The organism is Glutamicibacter uratoxydans (genome assembly GCF_050753455.1).
GTDB lineage: Bacteria > Actinomycetota > Actinomycetes > Actinomycetales > Micrococcaceae > Glutamicibacter > Glutamicibacter uratoxydans_A.
This window is the reverse complement of the sequence record NZ_CP192736.1, coordinates 1,424,674-1,449,655: the sequence shown is the minus strand read 5'-3', so window position 1 is coordinate 1,449,655 and position 24,982 is coordinate 1,424,674. Positions and strand designations below refer to the sequence as shown.

18 protein-coding genes and 6 pseudogenes are annotated in these 24,982 nt (G+C 54.3%); 12 read left to right on the top strand and 12 right to left on the bottom strand.

The features are described from left to right. Positions 1-99 precede the first annotated feature (99 nt). Together ACQQZ8_RS06570 and ACQQZ8_RS06565 are read right to left on the bottom strand one after the other, a co-directional pair. Complete coding sequence (locus tag ACQQZ8_RS06570) at positions 100-1,407, bottom strand: ISL3 family transposase (protein ID WP_431711866.1); 1,308 nt, start codon at positions 1,405-1,407, stop codon at positions 100-102. 150 nt (positions 1,408-1,557) lie between these two features. Continuing rightward, positions 1,558-1,860, bottom strand: coding sequence for a hypothetical protein (locus ACQQZ8_RS06565; protein ID WP_431711865.1), 303 nt, complete (start codon positions 1,858-1,860; stop codon positions 1,558-1,560). 174 nt (positions 1,861-2,034) lie between these two features. On the opposite strand from ACQQZ8_RS06565, the gene ACQQZ8_RS06560 reads away from it, so the two are divergent. After that, positions 2,035-3,183 (top strand): hypothetical protein, encoded by a 1,149-nt coding sequence (locus tag ACQQZ8_RS06560; RefSeq protein ID WP_431711864.1) that lies wholly within the window; start codon positions 2,035-2,037, stop codon positions 3,181-3,183. Between the two features lie 358 nt (positions 3,184-3,541). Here the strand turns inward: ACQQZ8_RS06560 and ACQQZ8_RS06555 are convergent. Beyond that, positions 3,542-3,983, bottom strand: a pseudogene (locus ACQQZ8_RS06555) (transposase); the annotation flags it as partial. Positions 3,984-4,036: 53 nt separating this feature from the next. Between ACQQZ8_RS06555 and ACQQZ8_RS06550 the strand changes: the two are divergent. Both ACQQZ8_RS06550 and ACQQZ8_RS06545 read left to right on the top strand, forming a co-directional pair. Then, positions 4,037-4,348 carry a transposase gene (locus ACQQZ8_RS06550; RefSeq protein WP_431711863.1) on the top strand — a complete coding sequence of 104 codons (312 nt, stop codon included), beginning with the start codon at positions 4,037-4,039 and terminating at the stop codon, positions 4,346-4,348. A gap of 20 nt (positions 4,349-4,368) precedes the next feature. After that, the gene (locus ACQQZ8_RS06545) at positions 4,369-4,767 is read left to right on the top strand and encodes a hypothetical protein (protein ID WP_431711862.1); all 399 of its coding nucleotides are present in this window, start codon (positions 4,369-4,371) and stop codon (positions 4,765-4,767) included. On the opposite strand, the pseudogene ACQQZ8_RS06540 reads toward ACQQZ8_RS06545, so the two are convergent. Further along, positions 4,702-5,370 (bottom strand): annotated as a pseudogene (locus ACQQZ8_RS06540) (DDE-type integrase/transposase/recombinase); the annotation flags it as partial. The gene ACQQZ8_RS06545 and the pseudogene ACQQZ8_RS06540 overlap by 66 nt on opposite strands. A 113-nt stretch (positions 5,371-5,483) precedes the next feature. On the opposite strand from ACQQZ8_RS06540, the pseudogene ACQQZ8_RS06535 reads away from it, so the two are divergent. Next, a pseudogene (locus tag ACQQZ8_RS06535) lies at positions 5,484-6,921 on the top strand (IS1380 family transposase). A 401-nt stretch (positions 6,922-7,322) separates the two neighbouring features. Next, positions 7,323-9,599: a putative transposase gene (locus ACQQZ8_RS06530; RefSeq protein ID WP_431711861.1), complete on the top strand. Its 2,277-nt coding sequence runs from the start codon at positions 7,323-7,325 to the stop codon at positions 9,597-9,599. 19 nt (positions 9,600-9,618) lie between these two features. Here ACQQZ8_RS06530 and ACQQZ8_RS06525 read toward each other — a convergent pair. The 5 genes and pseudogenes from ACQQZ8_RS06525 to ACQQZ8_RS06505 form a co-directional block, all read right to left on the bottom strand. Beyond that, positions 9,619-9,898 (bottom strand): annotated as a pseudogene (locus ACQQZ8_RS06525) (helix-turn-helix domain-containing protein); the annotation flags it as partial. Between the two features lie 161 nt (positions 9,899-10,059). Next, positions 10,060-11,133, bottom strand: a complete 1,074-nt coding sequence (locus ACQQZ8_RS06520; protein ID WP_431711860.1) for a hypothetical protein — start codon at positions 11,131-11,133, stop codon at positions 10,060-10,062. 186 nt (positions 11,134-11,319) lie between these two features. Then, complete coding sequence (locus ACQQZ8_RS06515) at positions 11,320-11,541, bottom strand: UDP binding domain-containing protein (RefSeq protein ID WP_431712154.1); 222 nt, start codon at positions 11,539-11,541, stop codon at positions 11,320-11,322. After that, the gene (locus ACQQZ8_RS06510) at positions 11,501-11,641 is read right to left on the bottom strand and encodes a UDP binding domain-containing protein (protein WP_431712153.1); all 141 of its coding nucleotides are present in this window, start codon (positions 11,639-11,641) and stop codon (positions 11,501-11,503) included. Before ACQQZ8_RS06510 ends, ACQQZ8_RS06515 begins: the two co-directional genes overlap by 41 nt. A gap of 134 nt (positions 11,642-11,775) precedes the next feature. Next, positions 11,776-11,889 (bottom strand): annotated as a pseudogene (locus ACQQZ8_RS06505) (hypothetical protein); the annotation flags it as partial. Between the two features lie 95 nt (positions 11,890-11,984). On the opposite strand from ACQQZ8_RS06505, the gene ACQQZ8_RS06500 reads away from it, so the two are divergent. Beyond that, positions 11,985-12,449: a transposase gene (locus ACQQZ8_RS06500; RefSeq protein WP_431711859.1), complete on the top strand. Its 465-nt coding sequence runs from the start codon at positions 11,985-11,987 to the stop codon at positions 12,447-12,449. 500 nt (positions 12,450-12,949) lie between these two features. Here ACQQZ8_RS06500 and ACQQZ8_RS06495 read toward each other — a convergent pair whose 3' ends face one another. After that, positions 12,950-14,386 carry an IS1380 family transposase gene (locus ACQQZ8_RS06495; protein ID WP_431711858.1) on the bottom strand — a complete coding sequence of 479 codons (1,437 nt, stop codon included), beginning with the start codon at positions 14,384-14,386 and terminating at the stop codon, positions 12,950-12,952. 215 nt (positions 14,387-14,601) lie between these two features. Here ACQQZ8_RS06495 and ACQQZ8_RS06490 point away from each other — a divergent pair, with 215 nt between their 5' ends. The 3 genes from ACQQZ8_RS06490 (at position 14,602) to ACQQZ8_RS06480 (ending at position 19,044) form a co-directional block, all read left to right on the top strand. Beyond that, positions 14,602-15,768 (top strand): nucleotide sugar dehydrogenase, encoded by a 1,167-nt coding sequence (locus ACQQZ8_RS06490; protein WP_431711857.1) that lies wholly within the window; start codon positions 14,602-14,604, stop codon positions 15,766-15,768. 538 nt (positions 15,769-16,306) lie between these two features. Then, the gene (locus ACQQZ8_RS06485) at positions 16,307-18,388 is read left to right on the top strand and encodes a glycosyltransferase (RefSeq protein ID WP_431711856.1); all 2,082 of its coding nucleotides are present in this window, start codon (positions 16,307-16,309) and stop codon (positions 18,386-18,388) included. A 14-nt stretch (positions 18,389-18,402) separates the two neighbouring features. After that, positions 18,403-19,044, top strand: a complete 642-nt coding sequence (locus tag ACQQZ8_RS06480; RefSeq protein ID WP_431711855.1) for a hypothetical protein — start codon at positions 18,403-18,405, stop codon at positions 19,042-19,044. Positions 19,045-19,331: 287 nt separating this feature from the next. Here ACQQZ8_RS06480 and ACQQZ8_RS06475 read toward each other — a convergent pair. Continuing rightward, a pseudogene (locus ACQQZ8_RS06475) lies at positions 19,332-19,526 on the bottom strand (IS3-like element ISAar44 family transposase); the annotation flags it as partial. Positions 19,527-19,679: 153 nt separating this feature from the next. Between ACQQZ8_RS06475 and ACQQZ8_RS06470 the strand changes: the two are divergent. Together ACQQZ8_RS06470 and ACQQZ8_RS06465 are read left to right on the top strand one after the other, a co-directional pair. Then, complete coding sequence (locus tag ACQQZ8_RS06470; protein WP_431711854.1) at positions 19,680-20,852, top strand: putative transposase; 1,173 nt, start codon at positions 19,680-19,682, stop codon at positions 20,850-20,852. 95 nt (positions 20,853-20,947) lie between these two features. After that, positions 20,948-22,198: an ISAs1 family transposase gene (locus ACQQZ8_RS06465; RefSeq protein WP_431711853.1), complete on the top strand. Its 1,251-nt coding sequence runs from the start codon at positions 20,948-20,950 to the stop codon at positions 22,196-22,198. A 107-nt stretch (positions 22,199-22,305) separates the two neighbouring features. Here the strand turns inward: ACQQZ8_RS06465 and ACQQZ8_RS06460 are convergent, their stop codons facing one another. Beyond that, positions 22,306-23,169, bottom strand: a complete 864-nt coding sequence (locus ACQQZ8_RS06460; protein WP_431711852.1) for an ISAs1 family transposase — start codon at positions 23,167-23,169, stop codon at positions 22,306-22,308. Positions 23,170-23,452: 283 nt separating this feature from the next. On the opposite strand from ACQQZ8_RS06460, the gene istA reads away from it, so the two are divergent. Further along, the gene (gene istA, locus ACQQZ8_RS06455; RefSeq protein ID WP_431710132.1) at positions 23,453-24,982 is read left to right on the top strand and encodes an IS21 family transposase; all 1,530 of its coding nucleotides are present in this window, start codon (positions 23,453-23,455) and stop codon (positions 24,980-24,982) included.

The window sequence follows — 24,982 nt, the reverse complement described above, 5'->3', positions numbered from 1 at the left end:
CGGTTCATTTCGTAGTGCCGGACTTTTGAAGATCCGTGAGAACACGGAAGCGTTTTATGCTCAGTGTAAGCTGATACCCGAGGCGCACAAAGTGGCTCTTCAGGATTCAGAGTGTAACCGCGGCCTAAACCCGCCAGTCTCCAGCAACGACCGTGCGATATAGTGCGCCAGATTCCTGAACCCCAACGCGATACCTCGCAGGTGTTCTAGCCGGCCATTCAACGCTTCAGTAGGCCCATTCGAACTGCCCACGTGGTCAAAATACGCGAGGATATCAGCCTTCCTGCGCCGCAGGGTCCCGCCGAGCTTCTTCAGCTCCGGTAGACCCTTGGGCACTTTCGTACCGATGGCTTTGATGAGCTGTTCCATAGCCCACCGACCGATCTCGGGTTTCAGTTGCCGGTAGGCGTCCACCATCTTCTGATACACGCTCCACACCAACTGCACCTGTTCATGCGTCTTCGTTGCGAACAATGTTTCGAGCTTGTCCTTCTGCTTCTCCGTGGCCAAATCCAACCCGACGGTCAAGGTACGCCGGCACTGATACAGCGGGTCGTCTTTACGCCCGCGCCGCCCGTGCTGCTCACGCTGCACCCGCTGCCTGGTCTTGTCTAACGCGTCAGATCCAAGCTTGACCACATGAAAAGGATCCAAGACTTCCACCGCCGCTGGTAATTCTTCGGCTGCAGCGGTCTTGAACCCGGTGAACCCGTCCATCGCGACCACCTCAATGCCCTGCTTCCACTGCTCGTCACGTTCGGCCAGCCAGGTCTTGAACACCGCTTTGGACCGGCCCTGAACCATGTCGAGCAGGCGTGCGGTGCCGGTGCCGTCGCGCACAGAGGTCAGGTCCACGATGACGGTGACGTATTTGTCTCCAGTCTTGGTATGCCGCCACACATGCTCATCCACACCAAGGACTTTCACCCCGTCGAAACGGGCAGGATCATTGATCAGCAGGCGTTGGCCTTCAGCCAGTACGGCTTCGTTGGCGGTGTTCCAAGTGACCCCCAGCCCTTCGGCGATCCGGGAGACCGACAGGTGCTGGCAGACCAAACCGACCAACGCCCAGCGCAGCCCGGCCCGGCTGATTTTCTGTCGTGGCGCTACTGCTCGAGACAGGTCTTCACGCCATACTCGTCGGCAATGATTGCAGCGGTAGCGGCGGTGTTTGATGACCAAGACGGTGGGCCGCCATCCAAAGGGTTCGTGGGCCAGGCGCCGGGTGATCGTATCGCGGGGGACCCCGGGCTCACCGCAGGTGCGGCACCACGGGTCAGGACTGGTGACTTCGCAAAGGATCTCAGCTTTCGCCGTGCTGAGGTGCTGCCCGATGGCAGTCAGTCCCAGCTGGTCGAGGTTGGCGAACGTCGTGAGATTTGCGGGAGTATAGATAGAATGGTGCACGGTCGAGGTCTCTAGAAATGGCTTGTGTAGGAACTTCCATTCTTCTAGAAGGCCTCGACTTTTTCGCGCTTTGCGACATGCCCGGGATTCGAGGTGTCGGGTTCAGGCGGTTACACTCTCAATCCTGAAGAGCCCACAAAGTGGTTTAGATCACGAGCTTAGAACGCAATGCCTCTGGGGAACCACGCGTTGGATGGTCGTGGTGGCCGGAGCGCTCTTTCGGGCACCAAGGGTCCGCCATGCTGCGCATTCGGCGATACGCAGCAACGAGATGTCATCGGATAGAGCTGCACAGATGCATACTGTCAGCAGCCGGGAGAAGGGGTAGCGGATGTCGTGTTTGAAGCGCGGGTCGGTCACTAGCCGTAGGGCGTCGAGTAGGGAGACCTGCGGGCTGGTCAGTGCGTTGATATCGATCTGCGGCAGGTTTGGAGTGGCGTTCAGAGGCAACAATGAGGGAAGATAGCATGCAAAGGGTTTTCGTTGTTCTGTGTGTGACAACCAAGAATTAACAGAAGCTCTTTCTCCATCTCAAGTTGTATCCACATATTAAGACGAACATGTCAGATGGTTGTTTCAGTGATGACACAACAATCCGGAAAGGCTTCCCGGGTATAGAAGGAATTTATGAAAATCACAGTAGATAATTTCGAGGTTGACAACGATTCGATATTGTCGTTTAGAACATCAGTCGGTCTAGAAGAGCGTATTCTTACATTCTCGCTACCGGAAAGATTTGTTCCGGCAAATGATCTAATTGCATTAGCGTTCACAACGTTATGCGGTACCAAATATGACGAAATAGTCTTTGATCTTCCGATATCGAGAAAAGTCAGGAAGTCAATAGAGGGGATCACGAAGTCCTCAGTCAAAGCACCATTACAAGATCTTCCGCAGAGTGCGCCACCATCCGAAAATTATGTGCTTAACTTCAGCGGAGGGTTCGATTCACTCGCGGCTTTAGCTGTCATGCCAGATACGGTGAAGCTCGCTTCAATGGATTTCGGTGGAGCATTTGAACGTGAAGCTAAATTCTTTAGTCGCTTCGAAACAACGACTGTCAAAACGAACTTTAGAAAAGAGGGCTTTGCGCGTAATCATTGGACTTTTATGGGCGTTGCCCCGATTCTTCTGCGCGATTACTTTAAAGCTCATTCTTACAGTTTCGGTTCCATATTGGAAGGATCAGTGTGGAATCTACAAAGAAAGCGCTTTGCTAATAAGGCTCAACCAGTTTTTGCGGCGGCAGGATTGCGTATGTTCAATCCGATCCTAGGGCTAACAGAAATGGGTGCCATCCAGCTTCTGCAACACTATTCACATGGACTAGCAAAAGCTAGCTTAGAATCACTCGCCGCGCCAGGATCCGAGAAATTTAAACGTAAAGCACTCCTTTTTGACGCTATAGAGTCACTGCATAGTGGTGGCAAAATAAGCGACATTCAGATGAAGAATATAACGCCGGAGCTTAAATTCGGAACTAATCTGCCATCGGATTTTCGTACGCTTTATATGGTAAAGAAATTTGGAATAGAAGTTGCATCTTTAATTTCTGAAGATATCCCTAAGAAAGTTTTTGAATTCACGCACAAAAAATCCCTTAATTTTTACGAACGACTCAATCCAACCTTCACTCAATCGTGGACGACGAGTGAGAAGATTCGGGTTTACAGTAAGTGTCTAGATGCTGGAATAGATCTATATACGGAAGAAGACTTTGAAGAATACAGAGAATGTATAGAATTTCTGTCTCAATGGCACGAAGGGTTAATCTAGCCTTGGTCTCAGCAGGGTCGGGTGGCCGGAGGGGATTTCACCCTCCGGCTCCCATGGATCCCGGCGTGACAGTCCCCCGCCACCGGCGGGGGTTCCGCAAAGTGGTTGGTGACCTCCATTGCTAACCGTCCGCGCGGATCTTCCCCAACGGAAGATGCAGGGGCATTGCGTTCTAAGCTCCTGATCTGATATGTAGTAAGCATTAGTCAAGGGGCATAGACGACCGATCTCGAACCATTAATTCAGTGGGCCCGAGGCAGGTTGCTTTCTAGTACCACCACACTGTGCTTCATAGCTGCAGGAACGTTCGTAACGAAATCAATTTCACTCTGATATACGCGGGTTGATTACCGGCTCTTCAGGATTCAGGATGTAAACGAGGCCTAAACCCACCAGCCGCCAATAGAGACCGTGCGTTATAGTGCGTCAAATTCTTGAACCCCAACGCGATACCCCGCAGGTGTTCCAACCGGCCATCTAAGGCTTCAGTAGGCCCATTCGAGCTTCCCGCATGGTCAAAATATGCCAAGCTATCGATCTTCCTCCTGCGTAAGGTGCCGCCGAGCTTCTTCAACTCCGGCAATCCCTTCGGGACCCTCGTACCGACCTCGTTGATTAGTGGCTCCAACGCCCACCGCCCGATCTCGGGTTTCGGCTGCCGGTGGGCATCCACCATCTTCTGATAAGCACTCCAGACCAGCTGTACCGGTTCATGCTCCGGCACTTAGAACAGATCCTCAATCTTGCTGTTCTGTAGCAGAAGACTGCCCCGTGGTCAGGGTCCACCGGCATGTATACAGTGTGAACCGTCCCTGATTTGATGCCGCTGTCTTTCGAGAGAAAGATGGCAACCATGCCCAAGAAATATCCCGCCGAAGTCCGTGAACGTGCCGTGCGGATGGTCCTGGAGCGGCTCTCCGAATACCCTTCCGTGTATGCCGCCTGCAAGGCAGTGGCACCGAAGCTTGACGTCGGCCCCGAGTCGTTGCGCCGTTGGGTGGTTCAGGCCCAGGTGGATTCCGGTGTGAAGGACGGGCCGACCACCGATGAGCTCAAGGAACTCAAGGCGCTGCGGGCCGAGGTACGGGATTTGAAGGAAGCCAACGAGATCCTGAAAGCTGCTTCGATTTTCTTCGCGAGGGAACTCGACCCTCGCCGCCGCTGATTTGCCGTTTCATTGACGAATTGAGATCCGAAGGCCATGCGGTCGAGTCGATCTGCGTCGTCCTGCGTCAGCAGGGCGTGCGGGTTGCCGCACGAACCTACCGGGCCTGGAAAACACGGTTGCCGGCCCTGCGCGCGATTGAGGACGCAAAGATCATCGACACGTTGCGCGGACTGAACATCCGAGACGCCAAGGGGCGGCCGCGACCGGAGATCCTTTACGGACGCCTGAAAATGACCGCTTGGCTGCGCCGCAACGGCTTCCCGGGGAACTTCAGCAGACGAGGAGGAACCGATAACCAGAGCCCTGGGGACCGTGGCCCCGGTACGGCCTCTGGGCACAGGAGCAGTAGCAAGTATTGTTTCTGCGATGGTGGGGCTGGGCGTGGTGCTCAGCTTCACCCATTCACCTTCCGCTAAAGGCTCCGCAGCTTCAGTGGCGTCCCATGCTTCCTGCGGTGTGCAGCCCTCCTCAAAGGATTGGTGCCCGCGCTGCGTGTTATATACCTAGTCAAAGACATTCACCTGCGCCTGCAACTCGGCCAGGTCTTTGGCGATCGGCTGCTTCTTCAACCACTTGAACAAGGTCGAATGGAACCTCTCATTCTTCCCCTGTGTCGTGGGCTTATACGGTTTGCCGGTGATCGTGGCAACACCCAGGCTGTTGGCGTAAGCGACCAGCTCGCTGATCACGCCTCGACGGATCGGATTTAGCGCCTCGCCGTTGTCGCTAAGTAAGCGTTGCGGTAGGCCGCGGGCCGCAACACCTGTACGGAAGACTTTCACCGCGTCCTCGCCGTTCTCTGTGGTGGCGACCAAGGATGCTACGGCCACTCGGGAGTGGTCATCAATGAGCTGGAAGATCACGCATTTACGTCCGCCTTCCAGCACGTACTCGGTGGCGTCCAGCTGCCAGCACGCGTTGGGCATCGGGTACCGGAAGGATCGGAAGGAGGAACGCGGGCGTTTCTGTGGGGCTGGGACGATCAGTCCGCGTTCACGGAAGATCCGCGCTAGCCCGGCGGTTTCATCGTTTGAGGCGTCATTAACCGTCTCTAACGAGGAAAAGGTGACCTGAACTGGGAAAATAGAGGTATCTAAGCTTCATTCACCCAGTTCAAAGGATCACCTTTTCGATGCACCATTCTACCCGCGGTTTCCCGCATGTCCCGGCCCAACTCACTGGGCAGGCCCTGGTGTCCCAAGCAGGGCTCGGGGTACTGACCAGCTTCCTCAACGCCTTGGACTTCCGGCGGCTATGCGAGGACCGCTTCTCCCAGTTCGTCCCTGTCACCGCGATGCACCGTCCGGGCAAGATGATCGCTGACCTTGCCATCATGCTCGCTGCCGGTGGCGAGCAAGTCACCGATATCGACCAGCTCAGCTCCTCACCGGGCCTGTTTGGCCCGGTGGCCTTTCGAGGCGACGATCAGCCGATTCATGGCCCGGATCAAGGACCAGCCGGCGGCGTTCGACTACGCGTTCGCCACGATGCACCGCACGCTGCGCTCCCGGGTTTGGGCCGCGGCCGGGGCGAGGAATCCGGCTGCCCGGGCCACGGCCAAGGACCCACTGACCCTCGACATCGATGCCACCTTGGTGCACGTGCACTCCGATAAGGAACACGCTACGGGCACCTATAAGCGCGGCTTCGGGTTCGCCCCGATGACCGCTTCGGTGGATTACGGCAAAGAGAACGGGACAGGGGAAATCCTCGCGGTGATGCTACGCCCCGGGAACAAGGGCGCGAACTCAGCCAAGGATCACATCACCGTCCTGGACCAGGCCCTGGCCCAGCTACCGGAGGACTTCTACGATGCTGAAGGCCATCTGCTCGGTGAGAAGATCCTGGTGCGCACCGACAGCGCTGGCGCCTCCCGCGAGTTCCTGCACCACCTTCACTCGCTGGGGATCCAGTTCTCCACTTCTTATGCGCTGCCGGTGGTCAATGAGCGGTTCATCCGGTGGATCGATGAGAAGAAGTACTGGGAACCTGCCACGGACCAGCACGGCAACCTGCGCGATGACGCGTGGGTGATTGATGCGAGCAAAGTGTTGGTATTGAATAACTACCCGCCAGGCACCCGCATCTATCTGCGTGCCGAACCGCTGCACCCAGGGGCGAAGGCCTCCCTGTTCGACACCGATGGGAACCGCATCACCGCGTTCCTGACGAACGCGCCACGCTACAACCCGGCATTTCTTGATGCCCGGCACCGGGCGCGGGGACGGTGTGAAAACCGGATCAAGACGCTGAAGGCGACCGGGATGGGCAAACTGCCCTACTGGTCCTTTGCCGCGAACCAGGTCTGGATCAACCTGGCGGTACTGGCCATGAACCTCACCGCGTGGATTCAATTGGCCATGCTCCCGTTGGGGCATCCTGCCGGCTGCTGGGATGTGAAGCGGTGGCGGTACCGGTTGTACGCGATCGCCGGGAAACTAACCACCAGCGGAAGGAAAACCAGGCTGCTGATCCCGGAAACCGCGCCGGAGGCCGGACTGGTCATGGAGCTACTGGATCGCAGCCATGCCTGGTACCAGCAGTGGAAACACGGCCACCTCGCGGCCTGACACCGCGGACCCGCTGACCACAGACGAGATGAAAGAAGAATACCCGGGAATCGTGGAGCCCGGCACCTACACCAGTGACCATGGTGCCTGAAGCGAGCCCAGATACGGGGAAAGCCGCTGATTCCCGGAAAAACCGGAAATCAGCGGCGACCTGCACCCAGATGAAACCGCTGGGCTAGGACGGCGATCGAGGGGGCTTGCATGCCAAGTTTGTTCATCTTGTCGTGTACGCTGATCGGTCCGTGATCCCCAGGGCTCTGGTTATCGGTTCCTCCTCGTCTGCTGAAGTTCCCCGGGATTTCGGGGAAGTTCACCCGCTCGAGCCTGTTAATCCCACCACTGTTGAGATATAATCATTAAGACGATTACTAGTGTTTTGGTGGGGTGGAACAATGGGTTTAATGACGACACAACCACCCCTGACCTTCGCTCCTACCGGGCCGGGAACCCTGATCGGCGCGGCCACGGAACTGGTCCAAGATGAACATGGTGGGCAGGTGTTCATCCATGGTCTGCTGACCCATGTGTGGGATGCCGAGGATCAGGAAACCCGCCGCTTCGCGGCTGTGAACCTGTTGACCCTGCGGGCAGCCAGCGCCGGGGTGATCGCCACCGCATTCGGTGTTTCCACCGGGACCTTGTGGCGGTGGAAAGCCTCGGTGACTACGTCAGGGATCGCCGGATTGATCAGCGACAAACCCGGACCGCAAAGCAACTCCAAACTCACCCCCGAACTGATCACCCAGATCCACGAACTGAAGGCTTCCGGGCTATCGAACCGTGCCGCCGCCGAACAGGCGGGGGTTTCGGAATTCAGTGTCCGCCGGGCCATGAGGCTGGACCCAGCCACCGGCCACCGGCCACAGGAACACCCAACAGTCACCCCGGTAACCGATGCCCTTGGTAGGGAACCCCAGCCAATGGTGCAGGAGGAATTGCCGTTGTTAGCTGCCCCGGAATCCCGAACCCATGAGCGGGTCGCCGCATCCATCGGTGCACTCACCGAGGCCGCGCCGGTGTTCACCGCCGCAGCCAGGGTCCCGTACGCCGGACTGCTCTTGGCGTTACCGGTGTTGGAGGCCACGGGCCTGCGCGGGTGTGTGCACCAGGTGTATGGGTGTCTAAAACCGGGGTTCTATGGGCTGGATACGATGGTCCTGGACACCGTGTTCCGTACCCTGGCCGGTGAACCCCGGGCGGAGGGAGCGACCCGGTTAGACCCGGTCGCGTTCGGCAGGATCCTGGGCATGGACCGGGCCCCGGAGGTGCAAACCGTGCGCCGTAAACACCAGGAACTGGCCGCGGAAGGCAAAGCGACGGATCTGGTTGAAGCGTTGGCCCGCCATCACCTGCACCGGTTGGACGCCGCCGGGGACGGGTTGGAATTGTTTTATGTGGATGGGCATGCCCGCACCTACCAAGGGACGAAGTACACCGGCAAACAGTACTCCACCAGGTTGAAGTTCCCCACCCCGGCGAGCATGGAAACCTGGGTATCGGACCCCACCGGGGCGCCGGTGTTCATGGTCATGGCTGAACCGAATTCCTCGTTGGTGGGTGAGCTGCGCCGGTTGGTGCCGATGATGCGGGAGCTGGTGGGTGATGAGCGGCGGGTGCTGGTGTGTTTCGACCGGGATGGCTGGTCACCGGCACTGTTCCATGACCTCTCCTTGGCGGGGTTCGACCCGCTGTCCTGGCGCAAGGGCGAGACCAAGGACGTGGACACAACCCTGTTCGCCGAAGCGACCCACACCGACCGGCACGGTGTGCAGTACACGTATCAGCAGTTGGCTGACACCATGGTGGAGTTGACCTACGGGAAGGGCGAGAACCAGAGAAGTTTCCCGATCCGGCAGATCAGCCGGATCGTGGCCGCCGGGAAACAAGCCCGTGAGGCGACCGGGGAAAAGACCCGGCAAATCCATTTGTTGACCACCAACACGACCCTGCCGGCGGCGGAGTTGATGTACCACGCCGCCTCCCGGTGGCGGCAGGAAAACTACTTCCGGTGCGCCCGGGAACACTTCGCCCTGGACTCCCACGATTCCTACCAGGCCTCGTTGGATGATGTGGAGCGTAGTGTGCCAAACCCGGCCAAGGAGAAAGCCAAACGGAAGCGGGACCTGCTGGCGGTGCAGCTGAACGCCCTGGCTGGTGCGGTCGAAGCCCAGGAGCTGAGGCTCACAACCCCGCAGCCCGGGGAAAACCTGGTGTTCACGAACCAGATGCATAACGACCTGTGGGCCCCGGTGACCAAGGCGAAGAAGGAACTGGATCAGGCCGAAGCGGCGTACAAGAAGATCCCCACCAGGTTGCCGTTGGGTGAAGTGAACCCGGGGCAATTGGTGCTGGACACCGAGCTGAAGCAGCTCATGCACGCGTTCCGGATGGCCGCCTATAACGTATCAATGATGCTGGCCACCGAGGTGCGGGTGCACACCAGCCTGAAGGCGCACAACTATACTCACCAGTTCGTCCGCCAAGCACTGACCGGCAGTGGGGATATCGATCCGCGGCAGGACGGCTACCTGGACGTGGTCCTGGACCCCATGCCCACTAAGAGGCAGAGCGCGGCCTTGGCCGAGTTCTGTGAACGACTCACCGCGACTGGGACCGTGTATCCGGGCACGGACCGGGTGCTGCGGTATCGGGTCAAGGGCCGGGAAGTGGCGCATTAATTTTCAACCGATAACCAGAACCCTGATCCCATCCGGACTTTTCCAGGGTCGCGCGCATGGCCACAGCCTGGTCTTTGATGGCTTCGCTTGTGGTGTTCGGGGAGGTTTTCGGGCGTCGTGAGCGGGGCTCCAACGCTGCGGCTTGGCCTTCGGTTCGGGCTCGTTTCAGGATTTGGTAGAACGTTTTGCGGCTGATTTCGTGTTCGGTGCAGAAGGCGGTGACAGCGCCTTCTGGGTGCGTCGTCTGGCCATCGGGCGATGGCAAGGCGTATCGTCGGGTCAACTGGATCATTTTTCACACTTTCCAGTTCATCAGCCCACCCATTGGTCTTTGTGCCGTTGGGTGGGCTGTGTGGTTCCCCTTGGGGTTAAAGATCCTGACGAAGTGTTACCACTTTAATCGCGGAACAGTCACCGATGTCCTGGTACAGAACTGTTACCGAAGTCCCGATAGAGAACATTACTTAGTTAAAACACTACTTAAGCTCTGTGCGTGAAAATATTCCACAATATCGAGATCTACAGCTCGTGGCTGCCCATGAGTTGCATATCTATGTATATTAAGCGAAGGGGCAGTGTTCACCTCCAATATTACAGCCGTGGTGACATCGTTGATATCTTCAACCAGAATATCTATGCCACCTACTTCTAAACCTGGAATTGCCTTTCGGGCGTTTACTGCCATGCTTTTAATCGGACCGCAAACCGAATCAGTTATGTCGACGTAGAAAGCGCCGTTGGCAAGGAGACTCAAGGGATTTAGGAAAACTATATCTCCTTCCTTAGGGACCGATTCGCTGGAATAGCCACGTTTAGATACAAAATTCCAGTCGATGACTACAGGAAGCTGCATGGCCCTATAGTGTACTTTCCGCGCATTTTCTGCTTCCTTGATCAGAAAACTGAGTTCCGATTTACCGTCGCCCACAACAAAGGGCTGTATCCGTGCGACTATGCTTACAACTTGGTCGCCGATAACCAAGACACGTAACTCAATACCCCGAACAAACTCTTCAATGAGCACGCTGGAATTACTTCCACCTTCATCGATGGCAAAATTCCACGCAGACTCAAAGTCCTCTATCGTCAATACCCCAACTGTGACACCATGCGAACCACCAGAATTGGTTGGCTTGATAACTACGGGTTTTGGGATTTTTCCGAAAAAGGCTCGCGCAATATTTTTTTCCGTTGGCGAAAAATCAGATCCAGCAGGAATCGGTAATTTTTCAAAAGCTAGCATCCGCTTTGTCAGATGCTTTCGCTGACAAATTTGTTCCGTATACATAGGATGACGAAAAACTTTCGCACTGCTCATAGAGAGAATTATGCTTCCATCCTTCGAGATAATTCTGTGCTTGGGGACTTTGGATTTGGTGTTCTCTACATGCTCCGTAGTCCAGCCCAATTTCTGAAATTCATTGATTATACTATTGATCGCCGATTTCGTCGTTTTAAGATGATTGAATTCCAGCCTTGGTTCAACAATCGTTTCGCGAACGAACTTTGTCAAAGAAGAATAATCTCCAGACATCTTTCTCCTAGTATATTTTAAGTCATTTAGTTAAACTGATAATTCTGTTGATTAATTTAATATTTGATAGGAATTAAGGTTCTTGGCTTTCTTTGTATGTCAGAGCGTGAATTGTTTTATATTTATTCGAGGAGTTATTCACGAAATACAAAGATCATCCGTCTTCTTCCCTAGCGCATAGAATTTTTATCCTGCCATTTCCCAAGCGGAAGTGTCTAGTGCATTCCTTCCGTCGACTATATTAGGTTGCGATACCAGTGCCAATGAATGTGAAGGGTTGATTTCCTTGTATACTTGCCATTCAGTCAGAAGGAGCACCAAGTCAGCGTCCTGCAAGGCTGTCTCGAGTGATTCGCTATATCTAAGTCTAGGAAAATGAAGCAGAGTTTTTCTTCCCCTGCGGGTCATAAACATGTACGTCCGCACCTGCGTTATAAATTTGAGAGGCAACCTCAAGTACCGGAGAATCGCGAACATCGTCGCTGTTCGGCTTAAACGTGGTACCCAGTACTGCGACTTTTTTCCTGCAACATCCTTGAGAATAGCTTTCGTAAGGTCTATTACACTTTCCCTAAGGCGCAGATTTATCTGATCGATCTCGTGTAAGAACGACATGGTGCGATCCATCCCAAGTTCGCTGACGCGGGTCTGTAGCGCGCGAATATCCTTGGGCAGGCAACCGCCACCGAACCCCACTCCTGCGTTCAAAAACTTACGCCCGATTCGTGCGTCGTAACCTATGTCGTCTGCCAACACACGGATTTCTCCACCAATACGCTCGGTAATTTCTGAAGAAGCAGCGCTTCGAACAGATCGCCACGCAGTTGGCCTATGATGCTGACCTTGAACTCGTGTTGACGTTGACGGAGCATGTGAACCGTTTGGACGAGCACATTGAAACTCAAGCACAAGCCTGCGAGTACAGTGCGGTCATCAATGCACTGATGTGCTTGCGTGGCATTCAAACGACCACAGCATTTGGGTTGACTGCCGAGATTGGTGACTTCACCCGGTTCACTGGGGCAACGATTGCTTCCTATGTGGGATTGACGCCCAGCGAGTATTCGTCCGGGACTAAGCGAGTGCAGGGACCGATTACCAAGGCCGGAAACAAGCATATGCGTAAGCTGTTGATCGAAGCTGCATGGCATCACAAGCGAGCGTATTCACGGCCTGGGCTGCGGTTGCAACGTCAATTGGATTTGGTGGATTCCTCCACGAGGTGCCGAGCATTAAAGGTAACCGTAGGCTTGCTGACCGGTGGATTGCTTTTGATAAGCGTGGCAAGCTCCCGGTCAAAGCGAACACCGCGATAGCTAGGGAGCTAGCTGCTTGGTGTTGGTCTTTGGCTTCGCCGTTGCAGGAAGCTTCGAAGATGGATCATCTCACGAGCTAGTTCTTCGGTAATATCTAGAAGACTTGGTGGTCAGGCAGGATCCTGCTGCCACCAGTTCAAAACGTACCCCGCACTGAGGTAAAGGTTGGCAGGGTAGCAATTGGAGCTAACCCACGAAAAATCTATATGCCACCAGTTCACTGGTGACGCTCGGTATTAGACCCTGGTACACTTCGCGCCGAAACAGTTGTCATGCGGTAATCAGGCTCTTCGAAAATGAGTGTAACCACCTAACCCAGCCGTTTCATCGGTTGCCTGAAGGCCGCTGACCCCCCGAAACTCTCGTAGGTCAGCGGCCATCCTTGTTTTCGGGCAGGCTGGCGTTGGCTGGGGTGCGCCAGCCCTTGGGCGTCGAGGTCCACCTCCTCGAAACTTCTGATGCTCTTTCATCTCGTCATGGTTATTGAACAGGACCCTGATTCAGGCGATAAGGTGCCCCTGCCGCCAGCGCTGATGCAGCTTCTGGCAGACATCACCGATGAGTGTGAACAGCCCAGCTTCCGGAGCATGTTTGGGGATGAGCAGCTTCGCCTGTCTACCGCTGCGCACCAGCTTCCCCGCAATACTAAACAACCGGTACCGCCACCGCTTCAGGTCCCAAACCGATGCCTGATGCCCGACCGGCAGCACCGACAGTTGCACCCACGCCAACAGATTGACCGCCAGCGCCGCGAGTAACGTCCAGGCCTGATTCGCGGCAAACGACCAATAGGGCAGCTTACCCAGCCCGGCATGCTTCAGGGACTTGATACGGTTCTCGCAGCGTCCACGAGCACGATGTCGGCGATCAAGTTCGGCAATGTTGTAGTACGGGCTGTTCGTGAGAAACGCGGTGATCCTGTTCCCGTCCGTATCGAACAAAGAAGCTTTCGCTCCCGAATGCAGGGGCTCAGCCCGCACATAGATCCGGGTGTTCGGCGGATAAGCCTTCAGCTTCATCACCTCGGTGGCGTCCACAACCCACACATCACGCAGCCGCTGACCATGCTGATCAACCGCCGGTTCCCAGTATTTCTTCTGACTGATCCACCCGATCTCGCGTTCCTTAATCACGGGCAGGGAATACGAGGTGCTGAACTGGAGGCCCAACGAATCCAGGTGGTTCAAAAATTCCCGGGAAGCACCAGCTGAATCGGTGCGCACCAGCAGCTTCTCACCAATCAGCACGCCGTGATCGTCGTAAAAGTCATCGGGCAGCACGGCCAGTGCCTGCGACAAAACTTCGATGTGGTCCTTGGCGCTGTTCGCGCCCATGTTCCCTGAGCGCAGCAGCACGGCCAAGATTTCTCCGGTGCCATACCCCTGCCCGTAATCCACGCTCGCGATCATAGGCGCGAAACCGTACCCGCCCTTATAGGTGCCCGCCGCGCCCTGTTTGTCCGAATGTGCCTGAACGAGTGTGGCATCAATGTCGATGATTAACGGGTTGATCCTCGTGGCACGCTTCGCCGGGTTCCGGTCACCGGCCGCCCCCCAGAGCCTGGAGCGCAGGGTCTTACTCATGGTCTGGTACCCGTAGGTGAACGCCTCGGGCATATGTTTGACCCGCCCCATGAACCGGCTGACCGTAGCCTCGGAGCTAACGGGGCCGAACATCCCGGCACTGGTGCGCAGGATATCCAGATCGCAGGCCTGCTCGCCCCCGGCGGCGAGGGTGAGCACCAGGTCTGCGATGATTTTCCCTGGACGATGAATCGCAGCTTTGGGGACGAACTGGGAGAACCGGTCCTCGCACAGGGCCCTGAAATCCACAGCGTTCAGCAGGTCACCCATAGCGCTCAGTCCAGCGTGGGAAATCAGGTGCTGGTCGGTGAGTTCAACTCGCGGCGTGGGATAAGTCAGGGTAGAATTGATCATCGAAAAGGTGATCCTTCGAACGGGTATTTTAGAGCTTCAACAACTCCTATTTACCCTGTTCAGGTCACCTTTTCTTTGTTAATGACGGAGCCCCGTCATGAAACCACTGGGTTAAACAAACAAGGTTAGAATTAAACTTTGTGTACCGTCGCATGGGAACGCCGGTCCACAACGGAACAATTTTAAGGCTTCACGAATGTTAGAAGGACGAGCATATGAAGATAGTCGTAGTTGGAACTGGCTATGTCGGGATGTCAAATGCAGTACTCCTAGCACGCCACCACCAAGTTGTCGCTCTAGATATCGACGCACACCGCGTTAAACTTGTTAATGAACGGAGGTCTCCAATCGTCGATGTAGAGCTATCTGAGTATTTAGTCACGGAGCAACTAAATCTACACGCGACACTGGACGCCAAGGAAGCGTACGCAAACTCCGATTTTGTGGTCATAGCGACACCCACTAATTATGACCCCGAGACCAATCATTTTGATACATCCTCCGTCGAAGGCGTTACATACGCGGCATTAAGGGAAAATCCTGAGACATGCATTGTCATTAAATCGACGATTCCGGTGGGTTTTACGGAGATGCTACGTAATAGGCATCAGAATGCGAACATTATTTTTTCCCCCGAGTTTTTACGTGAAGGGCGCGCCCTCTATGACAATCTCTATCCATCTCGGATTGTTGTGGGAGATGAGGGCGAAAAGGGTATAGAGTTCGCAAATCTTCTGAAGCAAGGAAGCCTGAAAAGTGAAGTTCCGCTACTTCTGACGGGTTCGACGGAAGCCGAAGCTATAAAGCTTTTCTCGAACACCTATCTCGCCCTGCGAGTTGCATATTTCAATGAGCTGGACACCTATGCAGTTTCGAGAGGTTTAGACTCGGCACAGATTATTACCGGTGTTGGGTTAGACCAACGCATCGGTGACCACTATAACAATCCATCATTTGGTTACGGTGGTTATTGCTTACCCAAGGATACTAAACAGCTTTTAGCTAATTACGCCGAAGTTCCTCAGAATTTGATCACCGCCATAGTTGATGCCAATCGGACACGTAAGGATTTCATTGCAGATGATGTGCTAAGACGCTCACCAAAAACTGTTGGGATCTACCGTCTCGTGATGAAGGAAGGATCAGATAATTTTCGAGAGTCGGCGATTCAGGGAATCATGAAAAGAATCAAAGCCAAGGGTGTCCCGGTAATTATTTATGAACCTAACTTGGATGCGGAGAGTTTTTTCAATTCCGAAATAGTACAAAATCTTGATGATTTCAAATCTCGCGCAAGTGTCATTATAGCGAATCGCAGATCGCCTGAGCTAGATGACGTTTCTAGTAAGATCTATACTCGGGACATATATGGTCGCGACTAAATCGAGTGAGCATCACGATCCATTTCGTGGTACTTATCCGCATATCGTATCTTTGAAGAAATTTATAAAACAGTAATAATAATTTATTTATTATCTATCGATTGCGTAAATTCATACGAAAGTAGGGCAAGAATGTCCAATTCTTCGCAGGAAACTCTGCGTCTTAATTCAAATTATACACAATCGGATCTCCAGCTATTATTTCTATTGGACGGACCGGTTGCCGAGCGCTCTATCGTTGCCTTAATTCGCTGGTTACCACATCTGGAATCCGCTTCGTCTAAACTCAATATAAGTTGGTCGACAGCATTAGATTCATATTTTGTTTATATTCCAAAAAGCAGCTCAAAAGGTCTCTTTAAGGGGCCATTGTTAAACTTACCTAACAGTGGAAAATTAGAGATAGAGTTTCTTTCTTGGCCCTCTAGAAAACCGCTTGCATACAATCCGGTAACCAGTGTTTACGCACATTCAATAGTGCCGGGCGCAGACTCCACTTATTCTTCGTTGTTCCGGCTCGCTACAGGAGAAACTTCAAATGCAGACTGATATAGATATCTCGGTAGTTATAGGTTTTAGAAACTGGGGAGAAAGGCGACTTCAACTAGCAGTTAAGAGTATAATCAACTCATTTGGTCCGTTGAAGGGAGAAGTAATCGTCTCAGACTATGGTTCTGATGACGGTCAGGTAACCAAGGAAGGCATCGAAGTAACGGGCGCTCGCTATGTTTATACGGAAACGGATGGTTCCTGGTCACGATCTCGGGCGTTAAATGCAGGCTTTTCCCATGCACGTGGAAAAATACTAGTGTCGACCGATGCCGATATGGTGTTTAGCCCTCGTTCATTTGAAATCATCGGCCGAACCCTCCTTGAGAACCCATCATTGTGTATTTTATTGCAATGCAGGGATTTACCTTCGACGTGGAGCGACAAAGAGGTATATGAGGCTGGATTTGATTGGGAAACCTTTGAATCTGTTTCTCGCCTCAGACCTCGCTGGGGTATGGGTGGAATGATGGCAGTTTCCCGCGAGGTTTTCACAAAAATCCGCGGTCTCGATGAACGCATGCATACGTACGGCGGAGAAGACATCGATTTTGCCACACGTGCCAAACGAGCCGGTCAACGGTTGCTCTGGATAGACGATGCTGAGGTCCGCATGTATCATATGTGGCACCAGCCAACCCGAGCTCAGATTGAAGTGACAGCTGATGCGCGAGAAGCGATTCAGTTTAATAAGGATATAGTTTACTCAGACAAAACCTTTATACGGAACACTCATTTGTGGGAGCATCGTCTTCAATCTGCTCCACCGCTGGTCTCGGTGGCCATCGCAACCCATAACAGAGCAGAATATCTCACTCAAAGCATTCTCTCGGTGCTTGGGCAAACCATGCAAGATTTTGAGATTGTCGTAGTTGACGATGGCTCGACTGATGAGACTAAGTCCATCGTTGAAAGTTTTAGCGATCCGCGTATTCGGTACTTTTACCAAGAGCAACGAGGCGTCGCGTCTGCTCGCAATCTAGCCGCACGTGAATCTCGCGGTACCTACACAGCGGTTCACGATGATGACGATTTAATGACACCTTGGAGGTTGCAGGCACAGCTAGATGTCATTGAAGCAGGAATCCATGGGACTTTCGGTGCATTCGTTAACTTCGATGACGAGACTGGACAGATGCACCTCTTTAGAACCAAGGCGCTCAACCCAGGGACTATTGATGAGACCGGCGGTGCTCCTGGCCATGGCACTTGGATGGTAGAGACCGATATAATTCGTTCGCTCGGCTATGACGAATCTTTAACTAGCGGCGTGGACAATAATCTCGCGCTTCGTATGGTGCGCAGCGGATTCAAATTTGTTCACTGCGGCGAGATTTTAATGTTGCGCAGGCTTCATCCAGGACAAATTACCGTCACCGATGAACATACTCAAAAATTGGCTGCACGTCAGACGCGTCAAATGTTCTCTTTCGAGACTTCAGCTTGGGGCAAGAATAAAATGAAGGAGGAGCGAGGGGCGAATGACTGGACAGAAATCCGACACGCCGAGCAACTTAATGTTTTGCTGCCTTATCTTCCCGATCATCTTGTGGCAAGAAAATTTATTTCCCCTAAAATTTTAAAAAATAATTTAGGTCCAGAATTTCCAACTATTTGGCGCAACAATGAACTTTTGGGAAGTTTGGCACCTGCACATGAACTTTCATATGCAGAATTGATGAGTCTGACAAAGTCAGGGCATGTGGATGAATTTGAGGCTGTTCTACGAAATGATTTAACGTCAGCTTTCTACGATAATTCTGATGATTCGGAGCAATTGATTCAAAACTACTTGTCTGAAAATGCCCAGATGCTTCTTGAAGATTCGGACAATACTTGTGTCGCAGTAATCGTTCGAAATATAAGTGAAAAAGAATATCAAAGTATAGTCAATTCAGATAAGGAAATAATAAAAATAAAGCAGGGTAATCGGTTGAATTATTGCGAATTTTTGAATTGTTACTCTGCTCATGAAATGCTTCATCTGCTATTAGAAGATAAGCGGGCAGTTTTGGCTGTAAATAACAAAAAATTAGAATATCCTATTTTGGAATCAACTTCAAATAAATAAAAGAGCGATATATTATGATTATAAAGTGGCTTAGTGAACTACATGGGCCCACGGGGTTCTTAGCTGAACCAGAAGACTATGATGGTACTCCGAGAATTAGTCATTTATGGATTGATTCTGCCCCCAAGAACCGCCATTGGGATCGCCAAGCCATCGCGGCATACTTAGTTTTCGGGGACAGCTTTGGTGGGCCAGTATCCATGCCCCACAAGTTTTCTCCTGCTGTAGCGACTGCAATAAAAGCCGCTGCAAAACCCGTTCAGCTCGACATCCAACCTATTGAGTACTACCCAAAAGCTCTACCTATTGGCGAACGGAAATTGCGCATCGTTTCAAATGAAACGGTTCCTGAACAGCTGCTGAAGCCGAACAACCAAGAAGTAGCTTTTTTGGAGATTTTACGCTCGGACCAAGCTAGTGGCGCAATACGCCGAGTCAACGGGATTACCGTAGCTTCGAACGCATGGTTACATACGGTTGCATCCGGAAATAAGGGCTGGTTTCCACTAATTGCGATAGCTTGCCTATTTGCAGAAGATCTGGATGCTGGAACTATCGTGCTTCCACCATCAGCGGAACTTCACGCCAACGAACGACGAATTCTGGAGTACTTGCTTGGTACCGCTCGGTTAGGATTAGAAATCGAGGAATTGTAGCTAGCTTCGCATTTCTGACCGGTGTGGTCCACCGAAATCAAAATCCAAAAGGTTTCCTATAACCGTGCCCGATTATGTTCCATGCAACATAATCGGGTGTCAGGTACCCTTATTTGGGATTGTCCTGTCTCATCACTTCGTGGACACACGATCTCATGACATCGTGGACACGATGTCTCACTACATCGTGAACAAATTGACGATGAAATACTGCGACAGTCAAGGCATGAGTAACTCCCTGCCACCGCGCGTACGGAAATTTTCAAGTCAAGTGAGACCAAAGGGTGCTAAACCGCGAGCATTTCTTCACCTTCCTCCTGCTTCACCGGTTCGTTGATCCACGCGGCCGCAGGCAGTTGTAGTTTCTTCGGCACACGTCGCTGACCGAACCGTTCGGGGTGTTCCTCCCACGCCTTCGCCAGCGCGGTCAGGCGCTGGTCCTCAACATGTCCGGTCATCCCGAAATGCACGTCCGCAGGGGTATCAGGGCTCTGGTTATCGGTTCCTCCTCGTCTGCTGAAGTTCCCCGGGATTTCGGGGAAGTTCACCCGCTCGAGCCTGTTAATCCCACCACTGTTGAGATATAATCATTAAGACGATTACTAGTGTTTTGGTGGGGTGGAACAATGGGTTTAATGACGACACAACCACCCCTGACCTTCGCTCCTACCGGGCCGGGAACCCTGATCGGCGCGGCCACGGAACTGGTCCAAGATGAACATGGTGGGCAGGTGTTCATCCATGGTCTGCTGACCCATGTGTGGGATGCCGAGGATCAGGAAACCCGCCGCTTCGCGGCTGTGAACCTGTTGACCCTGCGGGCAGCCAGCGCCGGGGTGATCGCCACCGCATTCGGTGTTTCCACCGGGACCTTGTGGCGGTGGAAAGCCTCGGTGACTACGTCAGGGATCGCCGGATTGATCAGCGACAAACCCGGACCGCAAAGCAACTCCAAACTCACCCCCGAACTGATCACCCAGATCCACGAACTGAAGGCTTCCGGGCTATCGAACCGTGCCGCCGCCGAACAGGCGGGGGTTTCGGAATTCAGTGTCCGCCGGGCCATGAGGCTGGACCCAGCCACCGGCCACCGGCCACAGGAACACCCAACAGTCACCCCGGTAACCGATGCCCTTGGTAGGGAACCCCAGCCAATGGTGCAGGAGGAATTGCCGTTGTTAGCTGCCCCGGAATCCCGAACCCATGAGCGGGTCGCCGCATCCATCGGTGCACTCACCGAGGCCGCGCCGGTGTTCACCGCCGCAGCCAGGGTCCCGTACGCCGGACTGCTCTTGGCGTTACCGGTGTTGGAGGCCACGGGCCTGCGCGGGTGTGTGCACCAGGTGTATGGGTGTCTAAAACCGGGGTTCTATGGGCTGGATACGATGGTCCTGGACACCGTGTTCCGTACCCTGGCCGGTGAACCCCGGGCGGAGGGAGCGACCCAGTTAGACCCGGTCGCGTTCGGCAGGATCCTGGGCATGGACCGGGCCCCGGAGGTGCAAACCGTGCGCCGTAAACACCAGGAACTGGCCGCGGAAGGCAAAGCGACGGATCTGGTTGAAGCGTTGGCCCGCCATCACCTGCACCGGTTGGACGCCGCCGGGGACGGGTTGGAATTGTTTTATGTGGATGGGCATGCCCGCACCTACCAAGGGACGAAGTACACCGGCAAACAGTACTCCACCAGGTTGAAGTTCCCCACCCCGGCGAGCATGGAAACCTGGGTATCGGACCCCACCGGGGCGCCGGTGTTCACAGGGTTACCGCAAAGTCCGGGCGCACACCCCAAACCACTATCTGACTAGGTGAAGTCATTAAACGTCATTAAATCGCGATACAGCAAAGGCCTCTGTTAATTCTGGAGTTGCGAAACAATAGAACCAAACAGAAGCCTTTACCTTTGCTATCTTCCCTGATCACCCTGCTCCAACGCCAATTCACCGACGCGACCCTCGCCACAGAACTTCACGACCCGCACCCAAACGGTCCGCTGTTCACCGTCCTGGCAGGTATCAAAGATCCGCGTAGCCGGCGAGGGATCCGCCACCCTTTACAGCTGGTGCTCACGTTGGCTATTGCCGCGTACCTAGCGAACCACCACAGCTACACTCAGATGTATGAATACGTGGTGGACCTGTGGAAACGAAACCCTGCATGGGGTGAACAATTCGTTCATGGCCCACCATCACAGGACACCTTCGAACGGGTCCTCGCACTGATCAATCCTGATGAGCTGGACACGGCCAGCAGTGGGTGGGTCGCCAGCCAACTGACCAAACGGTCGCCTGGTGCGCGCAAAGTGGTGCGTGGGGTGAAGAAATACGCTGATTTCAAGACGTTCAGTGCCGATGGCAAGGAATCACGTAGTGCTAAACACGGTACCGGCACTCGGAGTCATAACCTTGCTGCAGCCGACCAGCAGACGGGTGCTGTCCTGGGCCAGGTAGCAGTAAGGGAAAAGTCTAATGAGATCCCCTACTTGAAGAACCTGTTGCGCACCATCGATGAGAATCAGCCTGGCTACCTATCTGGTGCGGTGCTCACTGTTGACGCGTTGCATACCCAGAGGGACACCGCCATGCTGATTCGTTCTTACGGGTGTGAATACGTGATGACGGTGAAGGGTAACCAACCGTCCCTGCAGGCTGAATGCGCTGAGCATGCTTGGGAGCAGATCCCAGTGAGCGATGTGATTGAGGATTGGGATCATGGCCGGTACGTACGTCGTGAGTTGAAACTGGTGCAACCGGTAGGAGCGTTGAAGATCGCGTGGCCGTGGGCTTTGCAGGTTGGTCAGCTGACCCGTTTCAGCCAACGGACAGCACACGGGAAAACGAATAGCGAGACTGTTTACGTGGTGACTTCACTAGCCCCGGGCATGGCGAATGTGTCGGTGGTCAATCGGATGCTGGTGAATCATTGGGGTATCGAGAACAAGGTCCATTGGGTGCGTGACGTGGGGTTTAATGAGGACAAGAATCAGATTAGGCGTGGAACGGCGGCGAGGGTGGCTGCGTCTTTGGCGAATTTGGTGTTGTCGTTGTTGCGGCTGGCCGGGTTTGATCGGGTCGCCGAGTCGCGGCGCAGGGCTGGGCGGGATCCGGAGTTCATGGCCGGGCTGCTGTTAGGTGAAATCCGCGTAGAGGGTTAGTGGTGGAGGTCACTCACGACTTTGCGGAAGCCCTGTGGACACCGGGGTCCTAAAAAGGCACGAATGGCACCCCGAATCAGGGTCGTTGCGTTCTAAAAAGTGATCCCTCACACCGCCTCTAACACCTGACGGATCAATCGATGCGACGCATGCAATTCCGACGCGGTTTCAGCGATATTCTTCACCCCAATCATCCGAAATGCTGTGAGCACCGCATTGGTTAACGCCGCTAAATTCCGGGGAGCAAACCCGGTACGCACCTGATTCTTATCCTCGTTGAACGTCACATCCCGCACCCAGTGCACTTTGTTCTCTACGCTCCAATGACCTCGAATAGCGTCAGCAAGATAGGCAGGACCAGCCAGAAACGAAGGAAGGCTCGTGAGCACGTAAACGACTTCAGTGCTCGTCACCCCGTTGCGAATCCGTTCTCGGGTTATCCGTCCGACCTGCTTGAGTCCGGGCCAAGCTGGCAACATCCGCTCCTTGACCGTCGCGAGCTGCAGTTTACGGATCACCAAACGCCCGTGACTCGTGTCGATCGTGGTATCCGTGACCGGTACCTGCTTCCACGGCAAATCTTTAACTTGAGCATGGAGCGTGGGTTGGTTGCCCTTCAACGTGAATACGTAGTGCGCTTGGTACGTGTGGGTAATGAGCTTCGCGGTGTCCCTCTGAGTATGTAAAGCATCCAGGGTGATGGTTCGTCCAGTCAGATCGTATTGCTCGGAGAGGTCCTCCAACAGTTCAGGTAGCCGACTGATCTCATTGGTTTTCGCGTTAACATCGACTTGTCCCAGGATCGTGCCGGTGTCATGGGTGCAGGCTGAGAGTAAGTGAACACGCTGGTTAACACCATGTTTGGCGCTACGTAGTTCCTTGCCGTCGATGCTGATCGCTTCGGCCAGCAGAGCGCTGGTGTTGCTCCGTTGTGCATGTTCGGCAACCCAGCGGGTGAGCGCTTTCTGCACGCTGGAGGGGTCCAAAGCCGCCAGTAGGCGGTGTGTAAGCGGACATGAAAAACTGCCCATAGGTGGCCAAATAAATGCCCACACACGGACAACAAAACTGCCCGCTGACGGACAGCAGAATTACCCGCTCATGGCCAGCACTCTTTGCCCACTGATTTCATAACCAACCTTGTTCTCACCCTGATGCCACCTCGGCGAGGGAAGAGAGCGGGGCTCCTTTCCATCGGGTTTGATGAAAAGTACCAACAACTCATCAACCCATGGTTCTGAAAGGAGCCCCTCTATGAAGTCTGACGGAGAAATCATGGAAATTCTTGCAGCGTACGACCGAACCGGTTCGTTTCGCGCAGCCGCCGAACTTGCCGGCTGCTCACACCACACCGTTGCTAAGCACGTCAAAGCCCGTAATTCAGGCGCTCCGATTCCTGGGATGAAACCCCGCACAAAAATCACCGATGAGTACCGGGTAATAATTGAGCAGCTCATTGGTGAGTCTTCGGGCCTGATCCGTGCCGATAAAGTCCACGAAAAACTCATCAGCATGGGCTACACCGGTTCTGAACGTTCCACCCGCCGATCGGTGGCCGAGCTGAAGCGTTCCTATCGGCTAGGCAATCAGCGCAATCATCTGCCGTGGGTGACCGAGCCAGGGTTGTGGCTTCAGTACGATTTCGGTGATGGGCCAGTGGTGAACGGCGTGAAAACCGTGCTGTTCGTCGCCTGGTTGGCTTGGTCTCGCTTCCGGGTTGTGCTCGCGTTGCCTGACCGGCAGGGGCCTACCGTGTTCGCCGCTTTGGACCGCACCTTCCGGCTGTTGGGTGGTGCGCCGACGTATGTGTTGACCGATAACGAGAAAACCGTGACGGTGATGCATGTAGCCGGTATCCCGGTGCGTAACAGGTCGGCGGTGACGTTCGCCCGCTACTACTCGGTGAGCGTATTGACCTGTGAACCACGAGATCCAGCAACGAAGGGCGGAGTGGAGAACGCGGTGAAAATCGCGAAGGCGGATCTCGTACCCACAGAGACGAACTTGCGCCCCGCTTACAACTCTTTTGAAGAGCTTGAGGAGGCTTGCGACCAGTTCATGGCGCAGGTGAATCAGAAGAAACACCGGTCCACTGGGCAAGCACCGATGGACCTGCTCACCGCTACAGAGCAGGGTGCGCTGCACCGGATCCCGGATGAGCCGTTCACCCTCGCGCTGGGCGAAAGCCGTAAGGTGCCGATGAACACTTCCATGATCAGTTATGAGAACGCACGCTACTCAGTGCCCGGACGGTTGCTCGGTGAAACGGTGTGGGTGCGCACCGTGGGAGTCGGTTTACAAGCCACCGTGGTCATTGTTCATCAAGGTGTTGACGGGCCAGAACAGGTGGCCTCGCACTTGAAGCTGGGCCCGGGGATGGTGGCGGTGAAATCCGAGCATTTCTCCGGGAATCAAGAGCAGAAGATTCCGGGAGTGAAAGAGCCTAAGCCCCGTACCCAGGCAGAACGAGATTTCTGCGCCATCGGTGCCGGAGCCACCACCTGGCTGTGTGAAGCGGCCGCGGTAGGCACGGACCGGATCTTGGTGAAAATGGCTGAAGCGGTCAGCCTTGCCAAGTTACATGGCACTGCTGCGGTGGACCGGGCCCTCGGGTTAGCTGCGACGCATCATCGGTTCGGTTATGAAGACTTACGCTCCATCTTGGCCTGTGAAGTCGTTGGCAATCAGCCCGTGAAGCATCAGGGTAGTGAGCAGAGTTCCTTGACGCAAGGAACCAGATCATGGGCCGATTTCGGGGCCACTGAACCGACAGGAGAACAGTAG